8 protein-coding genes are annotated in these 12,247 nt (G+C 55.4%); 4 read left to right on the top strand and 4 right to left on the bottom strand.

Features of this window, described 5'->3' with window-relative positions; genetic code table 11:
* Nucleotides 1-15 precede the first annotated feature (15 nt).
* The 3 genes from AAFJ72_RS05730 to AAFJ72_RS05740 are packed head-to-tail and all read right to left on the bottom strand — an operon-like array spanning nt 16 to nt 3,925.
* The gene (locus AAFJ72_RS05730) at nt 16-1,392 is read right to left on the bottom strand and encodes a YheC/YheD family protein (RefSeq protein WP_122904777.1); all 1,377 of its coding nucleotides are present in this window, start codon (nt 1,390-1,392) and stop codon (nt 16-18) included.
* A 2-nt stretch (nt 1,393-1,394) separates the two neighbouring features.
* Nucleotides 1,395-2,486 (bottom strand): YheC/YheD family protein, encoded by a 1,092-nt coding sequence (locus AAFJ72_RS05735; RefSeq protein WP_432776389.1) that lies wholly within the window; start codon nt 2,484-2,486, stop codon nt 1,395-1,397.
* Between the two features lie 5 nt (nt 2,487-2,491).
* A complete protein-coding gene (locus AAFJ72_RS05740; RefSeq protein WP_432776390.1) occupies nt 2,492-3,925 on the bottom strand; it encodes a YheC/YheD family protein in 1,434 nt (477 codons plus the stop codon).
* Nucleotides 3,926-4,018: 93 nt separating this feature from the next.
* On the opposite strand from AAFJ72_RS05740, the gene AAFJ72_RS05745 reads away from it, so the two are divergent.
* From AAFJ72_RS05745 to AAFJ72_RS05755, 3 genes are all read left to right on the top strand, one after another.
* Nucleotides 4,019-5,176, top strand: a complete 1,158-nt coding sequence (locus AAFJ72_RS05745) for a DUF445 domain-containing protein (RefSeq protein WP_432776391.1) — start codon at nt 4,019-4,021, stop codon at nt 5,174-5,176.
* A 212-nt stretch (nt 5,177-5,388) separates the two neighbouring features.
* Entirely contained in the window at nt 5,389-6,699 is a 1,311-nt protein-coding gene (locus AAFJ72_RS05750; protein WP_432776392.1) for a DRTGG domain-containing protein, read from the top strand.
* 579 nt (nt 6,700-7,278) lie between these two features.
* Complete coding sequence (locus tag AAFJ72_RS05755) at nt 7,279-7,911, top strand: metalloregulator ArsR/SmtB family transcription factor (RefSeq protein WP_432776393.1); 633 nt, start codon at nt 7,279-7,281, stop codon at nt 7,909-7,911.
* Between the two features lie 256 nt (nt 7,912-8,167).
* Here the strand turns inward: AAFJ72_RS05755 and AAFJ72_RS05760 are convergent, their stop codons facing one another.
* Nucleotides 8,168-8,479, bottom strand: coding sequence for a YtpI family protein (locus AAFJ72_RS05760; RefSeq protein WP_122904783.1), 312 nt, complete (start codon nt 8,477-8,479; stop codon nt 8,168-8,170).
* Nucleotides 8,480-8,656: 177 nt separating this feature from the next.
* Here AAFJ72_RS05760 and AAFJ72_RS05765 point away from each other — a divergent pair, with 177 nt between their 5' ends.
* Nucleotides 8,657-12,085, top strand: coding sequence for a DNA polymerase III subunit alpha (locus AAFJ72_RS05765; protein ID WP_432776394.1), 3,429 nt, complete (start codon nt 8,657-8,659; stop codon nt 12,083-12,085).
* Nucleotides 12,086-12,247 lie beyond the last annotated feature (162 nt).

The raw sequence follows: 12,247 nt of genomic DNA on the forward strand, positions 1-12,247 counted from the left end.
CTGTCTGTCTTTCGCCTAGAAATTGGCCAAATAACAACTGTAGTCGACGAGAAGCTTGCGGGACTCCTGATCGGCCTGCTTGAGCCGGGCGTGCTTGAAGATGGAGCGGCCTGGCTTGGAGTTTGCCTCGAACATCCAGACGTGGCCGTGGATGTCGATGCCCATGTCCAGTCCCAATTCGCCAAGGTCGATGCCTTTTGCCTGCTCGATTGCTTTGGCAATGCGGATGGAGGCCTCGCTGATTCGCTCAGCCATCAGCGCTTTTTGCCTTCCGTACAGCTGGAGGAGCAGTTCGTCTCCGGGAATGACGGTACCGCCCGTGCGGACGTGCGTTGTCACACTGCCGGAGCCGGCTACTTTGGCGGCCGTGCAGGACACTACCCATTCGTTTTGCTGGTTTTTGTGCAAATGAACGCGGAAATCAAACGGGCGTCCGTGGAACGTTTTGAGCGGGATGCCTTGCTGCGCCAGGTAGTTGCTTACCCTTCGGCTGCGGAACACGTGCTGGTACAGGCTGGACAGCTTGGAAAACTGCCGCTTCACGTTGCCGCTGCCGTTGTGATACGAGGCGGTATAGCCGCCGCCTGGCTGTTTGGTGACTTTCACGATGCCGTAGCCAAGGCTGCCGTTTTTCGGCTTCAAATAAACAATCGGGTATTTGCGCAGCAGATTCCGCACAGTCACAAGCGTTGGGGACGTGTACGTTTCCGGGATGTGCTCGTTGACCTCCGGATTCGGATAGAGAAGCTGGTGGACTCCCCACTTGTTGAAAAAGCCCTGGTTGAACATCGGCAAGTTCGGATAGCTGGCGAGCCTGTATTTGAATTCCCGCACTGCTTCGTGCTTTTCTGCCGAGCGGGAAGGAATCCGGTCGTAGACGACATCCGGCATGGCGGTGACGATTTTTTTCCAGAAGTAGCCGCCTGCCTTGCTCTTGCGCAAAAACCAGGCGTTGACCGTATTGGTGCTCCAGTCCACGTCGTGCGGGGAGAAAATAAAGTAAAAGACGCCTTTGCCTTCCTGTGCCTGCAGCAGCTTGTAGAAAAAAGAAGTGCGCTGGCCAATCGGCTGCCGCGGGTCCTTGCGAATGCCTGTGGTGACGATGCCGATCGCCGGACCGATTCGGAGCGCCGAATCTTCCTTCTTGAGCTGGATCAAACCGCCGTGCGGGATGCCCAGCTCGGACTGAAGCAGTGTGGTCACTTTGATAATATTGGAATCAGGATTTCGCTTGTCTTGCAGTACGGTTGCGACGACTTCCTTTTTGCCCAGCATGACTGTAATTTTTTGGCGATGGCGCAGCTGCAGCTTGGTGAAGAGATGAGCCGGCAGGATGATCCCGCTGACATGGGGATTGGAAAGGAAGCGAAGCCGCATTCTGAACGTTTCCATGCTTAGTAACCTCCTACGCGCTCTTTCATGAGATAGTGGGCGTATCGAACGGGCTGGGTTATGGAGTGGTGCTTGGCGACCGGGTCGTCAATCAAGCGAAAAACAGTCCGTCCTGGCCTGCTGTTGACCTCGATAATCCAGACATTTCCTGCCGTGTCGATGCCGACGTCGATTCCCAGCTCGACAAGTCTGCCGTGGCATTCCTCCAAAAAGCGCGGCAATTCCTGTGCGACCTGGTTGATCGTCTGCTCGATTCGCAACTTGGCGGCAGGTCTGAAATGCCGGGCCAAAAACGCGGAGAGCGGCTCTGCCTTGCCTCCCCCGTGCAGGTTGGAGGTGATGCTTCGCCTGTCGCCAAGGCGAACAGCCTTGCCTGTCGTCTCCCAGTCACCTTGCCCATTTTTTTGCACGAGCACCCTGACGTCAAAAGGGGTGCCATCCGGAGTATGCAGCTTGAGATAGGGCTGTACAAGGAATTTGCGCCCGGAGGTGAACGAGGCGACAAACGTTTTCAGCCCGGCGGTATCCCGTATCTGTTTGCGAAACGGCCGATTTTCCCGGTTCCGTCCGGTCGCCTCATAGCCGCTCTTCGTCTCCCTGATGCGCACGACACCGATTCCGTGCGTTCCCGCCATGGGCTTGATGACGACAGCTCCGTACTTTTGCAGCATGTCGTGAAAAGTGGGAAACGAAAGAATTTCGGTCGGCGGCAAAAAGGAAGACAGGAGCGGCGACTTGGACAGCATTTGGTGAACTTGCCACTTCCCGGACAGGCCGTGCCCCAAAAAGGTAATGTGGCGATCGTTTTGCAACTTTTCCACAAATGGTTTATAGTGGCGGTAAGACGGGCCTACGAAACACCGGTCATAGATCAGGGCGGGGAGCGGGAACACATCTGCTTGCCAGGATCCGTTGCGGTATTCGAAGCCTTTGACCGTTCGTGAGGAAAAGTCAACCTGACGCGGCGAGAACACAAAGACGCGAATGCCGCGCTTGCGTCCGTACAGCGTCAGCTTTTTGTAATACCCTTTGTCTACAAAATGGGAGCCTTGGCAACGGGTCATGATGCCAAGACTTCTCGCACCTGCTCTCATGTGGGTCACCTTCGCCTGTATTTCTTGCTTTTGGATCTTCCTGCTGTCGCCCTTGGTTTCGCTCTGGCTGTCCGGGGAAAGCCACTGAGGTACGATGAGTATTCCAGCAAGCGTACGACGGAAGGACGGGCGCGGCGGGGCGGGACTTCCACACCTTCAGGCAAAGGAATGGTATTGGTCGTTTTGGAAGGCTTGCTGTTCACCTCCAAAAGCCACACCTGTCCGCGGACATCCACGCCGAGATCGACGCCGAATTCTGCGTAATGGCCGGGCAGTGCTTCTTCAAGCAGGACGGACAGCTTCAGGGCCACTTCCCTTAACCTGGCTGGAGAAGGGCGAACGGAACTGGCCCAAGGTCCACATACACGCAGAGCCTGGAGGGGCGTCATCATCTGGCCGCCTCTGGATATATTCGAAACGATGCGATTCAATCCCAAACGGGCAACCATGGACGTGACGGCCCACTCGCCTGCGCGATTTTTTTGCACCAGCACGCGAAAATCAGTCGGACGGCCGTGCAAGCCGATCAACGGTAAACCTTGCTGCAGCAAATAAGGTTTGCCTTTTGTCTGTTTGTGCAAATACTGGTGCAAGCCGGTTATGCTGGAAAACGTTTTGCCAAACCCGCCTGGGCGGGCGAGATGGTACCCCTCCTGCGTTCGGCGCAGCCGGATAATCCCTCGCCCCATGCTTCCATTCGCCGGTTTTGCATAAACAGTGCGATACGTAGACAGCATCATCCGCAAGTCTTCCATGCCCGAAAAGCGAACCATGGCCGGAAGATGCTCCGCGGCGCCTGCCTGATTTTGCAGAGCGGAATGCACGTGCCACTTGTTCAGAAAACGTTCGTTGAAGAAGGGAATGTTGGCTTCCTTGCAGCGCTGCAGCCAATTCGCCATCTGCTCGCTGCGCTCCCGCTGGCGGGAGACGAGGCGGTTGTAGATACATTGGGGCAGCGGCAGCACTTTTTGGCGCCATACTCCTCCTCGCCGAACAAGACCGCGCACGATGCCGGCATCCCAGTTGACATCCTGAAGCCGGAATGCGCAGATGATTCCTCCGCGTTTGCGGCAAATATCGGCTACCTCGTTGAAAAAAGGAGACAGCGGTCCAAACGGGGATTGCGTAAACTGGGCATGGTAAGAGGATACGAGAATCCCTACATACGGCCCGAAAACAAGCGTTTGTTGGTCCGCGTCGTAGCGGAGCAGCAGAGGAACACCTGTAGGCAGGAGAAGCGACCCGGCTACGGAGGGACGGATGAGTGTCTGGCCGCTGCGATCTATGCCGCTGATGTGGGCGCGAACCGTTTTGTTTCCGAATTGGACAGTAGCTGTGGGTGAAGAAAGATTCCATTTGCGCATCTGCGCCTGGGGCAGGTAAAGGTCTACTTCCGTCTTTGGCTCGTATCCGACGACGATGGTTGGAACGTAAGACATGGCTATCCCCTTCCCATCAGGCATAAAGTTAGTCTATGGTATGAGCAGCCAAATCGATTGGTGCCATGCACAGAAGAAAGGTTGTAAGGAATTATGAATTCGTGGATAGTATTAGTGAATATTGCCGTCGGTTCTGTCATTGGCGGCGTTACGAATGAACTGGCCATCCGCATGCTTTTCCGCCCGCTCAAACCTTGGTATATCGGCCGTTGGAAGGTGCCGTTTACCCCTGGTTTGATCCCGAGAAGACGGGATGACATCGCGATACAAATGGGCAGGTTGGTGGAAGAGCATTTGCTGACGACAGAGGGCGTCAGGCGCGCGCTCGTCCAGGGCAACCTGGAGAACACGCTGGCAGGCTGGATGAACAATCTGGCGATGAACTGGATGGCGGACGAGCGTACCTTGCGTCAGGCTTTGCTTGCCGTTGTTCCCGATCTGTTCACGGAGGACGGGGGCTGGAAGGAGGGCGTGCGCGCTCCGGTGCAGGAGAAATGGGAAGCTTTTGTCCAACAACTGCTTCGTCAATATGAAGAAACAAAGCTGCGCGAACTGCTCCCGCATGCCGGACAAGAACGCCTGGATGCCGCGTTTGCAACGGTCAGCCAACTGCTCATGGACCGTTTGCGCGGCTATCTGCACTCGCCGGAAGGGCAGCAGACCTTGCAAGGCATGGTCAGGAGCATGCTCGGTGGCGGCGGGGGCATGTTTGGCGGGCTGGTCGGCATGTTTCTCGGCGACGACAAAATCATCGGCAAAATTCTCCCGGCACTCGACGACCTTTTGCAAAGCCCGGAGCTCGCCGGACGCTTGCAGCAGTTTTTGCGCAAGGAAGCGGAGCGGCTGCTGGACAAAAACGTCGGGGAACTGGTGGCCTGGCTTGGCCGCGAGCAGATCGACGGCTGGTCGCGGGCGCTTTTTGCCAAAATCGAGGAACATAGCCTGCGGCTGGTCGATGAGCCGCTGTCGCGCCTGACCGCGCCCATTCAGGAGACGGTGCAAGTGAATCTGATCCCACGCCTGGCAAAATGGATGGTAGAATCGCTGCAGCAAAACGTGGAACGCATTTTTTCCCGCCTGGCGATCCGCGATATTGTGACGAGACAGGTTGAGAGCTTCCCGATTGAAAGAATCGAAGAAATGGTCGTAGGCATCTCGGGAAAAGAGTTTCGCATGATTACGATACTTGGCTTTGTGTTAGGCGGGATCATCGGGCTTGTCCAGGGGCTTTTGGCAGGCTGGCTGGGATAGGAAAACTGAAAAGAAACTGTAACCGCCTTGTAATAATCCTGTAATATTCCTTGGGTATGATAAAAGCACGATGAAAACCCCCTTAATGATATACTTTCTGAACGGTAGCTTGAAAAAAGCTACCCTTTTTTTTTGCCGCGCCTTCGGGTATATTGGTCGAAGGAGCGTGCGTACATTGGAACGGATGAAGACCAGGGAGGGGGAGTTGCAATATGGCAACGAAGCATGAACAAATCTTGCAGCATATTGATCGCCTTCCGATCGGTTCAAAGATTTCTGTGCGGCAGATCGCCAAAGACCTGGATGTGAGTGAAGGTACGGCCTACCGCGCAATCAAGGAAGCGGAAACACAAGGATACGTAAGCACCATCGAACGTGTCGGCACAGTGAGAATCGAGAAGAAGCAAAAGGAAAACATAGAGCGGCTGACGTTTGCCGAGGTGGTCAACATCGTCGACGGCCATGTGCTGGGCGGACGGGAAGGGCTGCACAAGACTTTGAACAAATTCGTGATCGGCGCGATGCAGTTGGAAGCGATGATGCGCTACATTGATGCGGGCAGCCTGCTGATCGTCGGGAACCGCTATCAGGCGCACAAAATTGCCTTGCAGCAGGGCGCAGCCGTACTGATTACAGGCGGCTTCGATACGAGCGAGGAAGTCAAGCAGCTCGCGGATCGGCTGGCTTTGCCGATTATTTCGTCCAGCTACGATTCGTTTACGGTCGCCTCGATGATTAACCGGGCGATTTACGATCGCTTGATTAAAAAAGAAATCGTCATGGTGGAGGATGTGCTGAAGCCGCTGGCAGAGACGCCGGTGCTTTTGCCGAGCGATACGGTCGCCAAATGGCATCAGTACACGGAGCTTTACCAGGACACGCGCTTTCCGGTCGTCGATGAGCAAATGCGGCTGATCGGGATTGTGACTTCGAAGGATATTATCGGCCACGATCAGACGGCGACGATTGACAAGGTGATGACGAAAAATCCGATCACGACTTCTCCGCGCGTGTCTGTCGCCTCTTCGGCGCACATGATGGTGTGGGAAGGGATCGAGCTGTTGCCGGTCGTGGACAATCATCGTAAGCTGGTGGGCGTGCTGAGCCGCAACGACGTGTTGAAAGCGCTCCAGTTTACGGCGAAGCAGCCGCAAATGAGCGAAACATTCCCAAACCTGATTATGTCTCATTTCCGCGAAGAGCGTCAGGCTGACGAGCTGGCCTATGTGGGCGACGTTACTCCGCAGATGACAAATCATCTGGGGACGATTGCGAGCGGAATCATGACGACGGTGATGGTGGAAGCGGCTTGTAATTTGCTGCGTCAGCATCGTCGGGGGGATATGGTGCCGGAGAATATTACGGTTTACTTTTTGAAGCCGGTGCAGATGGAGAGCAGCATTCGGGTGCAGCCGCGGCTGTTGGATATTAGTCGTCGTTTCGGGAAGGTGGATGTTTCGGTTTACCATGGCGAGCAGCTTGTTGGGCAGGCGATGATTACGGCGCAGATTGTTGATCGGTGATAGCTGATAACTGATAACTGTTGAGTTTTTGGGGGCAGTCCCTTTATGTATGGGGCTGTCCTTTTTATGTTTTTAAATCGGGGCCGTCGGGGGAGAGAAGAATATTTCCGGACTATGCTCCGGTCTACGTCCTGCAGGGAAGCGGGGACTGTCCGCTCCGCAGGGATTCGCGGGGAAACGCAAAAGTGGTGTCGCTTCGAAGTTGAGGCAGGGTTGCGTTTCTAATTCCCGCGAATCCCTGCTCCGCTGGGTGGGACTTCGCGAGTCGCGGCGTCCGGAAATATTCTTCTCTGTGTGGCCGGGGTTAAATACTTTGTAGCAGCTACACGGACAGGTAGAGAGCCTGGTCGTTAAAAGTTCTGGCGTAGACAAACTAGTTCGTTTTTCCGACTACTGCTACAGAACTGTACTGAGCACTTTTTCACACTTGGAAAAAGCCCCGTTCACCCGAACAGCTTCTGAGAGGAACCCGAAGAACGTCTTCCCACATTGACAAACCAAAAATATTTCATTACCATCTAATTAGAAAACAGTCTAATTAAATGCGCATATCTGTCCCAAAAAGAAAGGAGCATCCCGATGCAACTGGATAAACTCGTCACCTTTTACAAAGCGTTGGGCGATCCGACGCGGGTGCGCATTCTTGCGATTTTGGCGAACGGACCTTTGCACGGGCAGGCGTTGGCTGGCAAGCTCGGCGTGACGCCGCCCACGATTACGCATCATATGGCGAAGCTGCGGGAGGCAGGGATCGTTTACGAGCGGCGGGACAAAAATACGATCTACTTTTACCTGCACGAAGCCAACATGAAGCGGCAGAGCCAAGCCATATTGAACGTGCTCGAACGGGCGAAGGTCGGCAGCGAAGAAGCGCTGTTTGCGCAAGTGGAGGAAAACAACGATCAGAGGAGGGCCCAAATGGCAGCAGAACATTTGCACGTAATCAAAAGCTTCTTCACTCCGGATGGCAAGCTGAAGCAAATCCCGTCCCAGCGCAAGAAAAAGCTGATCGTGTTCGAATACATGGTCCGGGGATTGAAGCACGGTCGCAAATACAAGGAGCAGGAGATCAACGACTACATCCGCCAGTTCCACGAAGATTACGCGACGATCCGCCGGGAATTTGTCATGAACCACTACATGTATCGGGAAAACGGCATCTACGAGCTGAACCCCGAGGAAATGTGGGCCAAGGCAGAAGATTTGCGTTAGCCGGAAACCATTTCCATGCAAAAAGGGCATAAAAAAGGACAACCGTCGGCACTTCGCTCAGGTTGTCTGAAACAATAGAATGTCACACAAGCTGATTATAACGAGAACAGATTGTATTTAGCCATGGCAAACCATTGGCAATTCAGGAAAGCGATTTCCAGCAGGTTGAAAGAGCCGCTCTTTTACACCTGCTTTTTCTTTTCCCGCAAAAAAAAGCATGCCGAACAATCCGTTTGTTCCCATGCTTTTTTAGCGCTCAAATGCCTTTTTTCAATTCTGCCCGCCAGGCGCTGCGATAGTGCAAAAAGTTGCGGGTTCCCAAAAACAGGTTGATCGCGCCGACGATCAGCATGACGATGGCGACCACGATGCGGATGGTATCGAGCGTATCAAACGTAAACTGGTTGAGGCCGAACAGAGATACGAGAATGCCGAGGGCAATATTCATTTTGCCAAGCGTCATTCGCGATTCCAGCGGATGGATGCCGCGTCTGCGCGCGTGGATGCTGAAATAGACGCTGGCTACGAGTGAAGCGAGAACGCCGGTCAAATAAAAGGCCGACCACATAGATGGCTTCATCCTTTCGAACAAATCTGGTATTATCCTACCAAATCAAAGCAAGAAAGGTCAAATTCAAGAAAGAACATTTGTTCTTGTTTCCCCGCATTCCCCTTACTTTCGGTATAATGATAGAGAAAGCGACGAAAACGAATCGAATCGGAAAACAGGAGAGGAAGGAAGCAGATGACCTCCTTTGTCCATTTGCACGTTCATACAGAGTACAGCCTGCTGGACGGAGCGGCGAGGATCGAGGCCCTGGTGGCGCGTGCGCAGGAGCTGGGCATGCGCGCGCTGGCGATTACCGATCACGCCAACCTGTACGGGGCTGTCCCTTTTTATAAAGCTTGCCGGGAAGCGCAGATCAAGCCGATCATCGGGATGGAGCTGTACGTGATCGAAGGCAACTTGCAGGATCGCGTGCGCAATGCGCCTGCCCCGCACCATTTGATCGTACTGGCCGAAAACGAAACGGGCTACCGCAACCTGCTCAAGCTGGCGACAGTCGCCAATACGGAAGGAAACTACATCATCCCGCGCGTGAACAAAGAAGTGCTCGCCCGTCACGCCGCAGGGCTGATAGCGCTAAGCGGCTGTCAGCACGGCGAAGTCGCGCAGCTTTTGCTCGCGGGCGAAGCGCAGGCGGCGCGGGAAGCGGCCCTGTGGCATCGGCGCGTGTTCGGCGAAGCGAATTACTTTTTGGAGCTGGCCGACCACGGCCTGGAGAGCGAGCGCAGACTCAATGCCCGTCTGGTCAAGCTCAGCCAGGAGACAGGCATTCCGCTCGTTGCGACGAACAACGTGCACTACGTGATGCAAAACGAGCATCGTCAGCACGACATTCTGCTCGCGATCAAGGAAGGCAAAACGATTGATGAGGAAAACCGTTTTCGCTATGAAACGGACCAATACTATTTGAAAAGCGGCGAGGAGATGGCAGCAGCCTTCGCCTACGTGCCCGAGGCGCTGGAAAATACGGTCAGGATCGCCGACAGATGCAGCGTGGAGCTGTCGTTTGGCGCGCACATTTTGCCGAAATTTCCCCTGCCTGCCGGACAGGATTCGGCGCAATATTTGCGTTCGCTCTGCGAGCAAGGCTGCCGCGAGCGCTACGGGGAAATAACGCCGCAAATCCGGGAGCGGCTCGACCACGAGCTGTCGATCATTACCGGAACGGGCTTTACCGACTACTTCCTGATCGTGTGGGACTTCATGCGCTACGCCCACGAGCACGGCATTCCGACCGGGCCGGGCCGGGGCTCTGCTGCGGGCAGCCTTGTCGCCTACGCGCTGAAAATTACGAACGTCGATCCGCTCCGCTTCAACCTGCTCTTTGAACGGTTTCTCAATCCCGAGCGGGTGACGATGCCGGACATTGATATTGACTTTTCCGTGGAGCGGCGCGATGAAGTGATCCATTACGTGGCGAAAAAGTACGGTCACGACCGCGTCGCTCAGATTATCACATTCGGGACGATGGCGGCTCGCGCGGCGGTGCGCGACGTTGGCCGGGCACTCGGGCTGTCGCTTGGGCTTGTCGACCGCGTGGCCAAAATGATTCCGCAATCGCCGGGGATGACGATTGACCGTGCCATGCAGCTCAATCCGGAAATCGGCAAGCTGTGTGCCGAGAACAAGCAAGCCGACCTTCTGATCGCGACCGCAAAAGGCGTGGAAGGCTTGCCCCGCCACGCTTCCACCCATGCGGCGGGAGTCGTCATCTCGCGTGAGCCGTTGACCAGCTACGTGCCGCTGCAAACTGGCAGCGAAGGGCTGGCGCTCACCCAGTATCCGATGGAGATTTTGGAGGAAGTCGGCCTGTTGAAAATGGATTTTCTCGGGCTGCGCAACCTGACGATCATTCAGGAGACACTCCGCCACCTCGCGGAGCAAGGGATTGAGCTTGATCTGGAAACCATTCCGACAGACGATACGAAAACGTTCCGCATGCTGTCGCGCGGCGAGACGACAGGCGTATTTCAGTTGGAGTCGGGCGGGATGCGTCAAGTGCTTCGCGACTTGAAGCCGACCAGCCTGGATGACATCATCGCCGTGCTCGCCCTGTACCGTCCGGGGCCGATGGAGATCATTCCGCAGTACATTGCCGCCAAGCACGGCCAGAGCAAAGTCCGGTACGCCCATCCGGTTCTGGAACCGATTTTGCGCGAGACGCACGGCTTTATGATCTACCAGGAGCAGATCATGCAGATTTCGTCCACGCTCGCTGGCTTCAGCCTGGGCGAGGCCGATATTTTGCGCCGGGCAGTCGGCAAGAAAAAACGCGAGCTATTGGCCGAGCAGCGGGAAAAATTCGTGGAAGGCTGCGTCCGCCAAGGCTACGGGGAAGAACTGGGCAACCAGGTGTACGACCTGATCGTGCGCTTCGCCGATTACGGCTTCAACAAGGCCCACTCCGTCGCCTACGCGATCATCGCCTACCAGATGGCGTACTTGAAAGCGACCTATCCGCTCGCCTTCATGGCCGCGCTTTTGTCGCTGTCCATCGGCTCGCAGACGAGGATCGCCGAGTACACGGAGGAAGCGCGCCGTCTTGGCCTGCGCGTGCTTGGCCCGGACGTCAACAAGAGCGCCGCGTACTTTACGGTAGAAGACGATGCGATCCGCTTTGGGCTTGCCGCCGTGAAAAACGTCGGCTACGGTGCGATCGAGTCCATCGTCAAGGAGCGCGCCGTCCGGCCGTATCGGGACGTGTTCGATTTTTGCGCCAGAGTGGATGCGCGGCTCGTGAACAGACGGGTGGTCGAGTCGTTGACTTTGTGCGGAGCCCTGGACTCGCTGCCTGGCCATCGCAGCCAGTTGCTGCTTTTGCTTGATGAAGCCGTGGGCAAGGCCAACGCAAAACGTGTGGAGCGGGACGCCAACCAGCTCAACCTGTTTGCCGGAGAGGAGCAGTCTGCCCCGCCACGGGACCCTGCGGAATACCCGGAGGTGCCGCCGCTTTCACGCGCCCAGCAGTTGAAAGAAGAGCGCGAGTTGATCGGCGTCTACATCTCGGGGCATCCGCTCGACCAGTACGCCCATGTGGCTGCCCGCCCGGAAGTGACGGCCATCTCCGCTCTCGGCGAGGTAGCCCGCGACAAAACGGTCAAGGTGTTCGGCATGATTACCGAGGAAAAGCGCATCCAGACGAAAAAAGGCGACCCGATGGCATTCCTCACGCTGGAGGACAAAACGATGCCCGTCGAGCTGGTCGTGTTTCCGCAGGTGTTTGCGAAGTACGGACCGCTTCTGGGCAAGGAGCGCATCGTCGTGGTCGAAGCGCGGGTAGACCATCAGGAGGATACGGTGAAGCTGATCGCTTCGCGTTTTTGGGATGCCGAGACGCTGCCTGCACCGACGACAGAAACGGTTCTGTTTGTCAAAATAACGGCCCGGCAGGAGCACGATTCGACACTTACGCGCCTGCAACGGCTGTTTGTCGAAAAAAAAGGAACGATTCCTGTGATTTTGTTCTACGAAGGAAAAAGACAGACAATTCGCCTTCCCGACGACATTCGGGTAGAGGTGGACGAGTCATTTTTGGAGCAAGCGCGAGATATTGTGGGACGTGACAGCGTAATTCCGAAAGAATTGCCAATAAACAGGGGAGGATGAGGAATGTCCTCCCTTTTTCGCCGTTTTCGGCAGGTTTACAGGATAATAGTTTTTGCTATATAGTGAACTCATAACTCAATAAGTGGTCAGACCACTTAGGGCTTTTAAGTATTAAAGAGGCTGTACAAGCAATCATAGAAAGATTATCGTGAAATGGAGTGG

This window comes from Brevibacillus gelatini (genome assembly GCF_050920745.1).
In the GTDB taxonomy this organism is placed as follows: domain Bacteria; phylum Bacillota; class Bacilli; order Brevibacillales; family Brevibacillaceae; genus Brevibacillus; species Brevibacillus gelatini.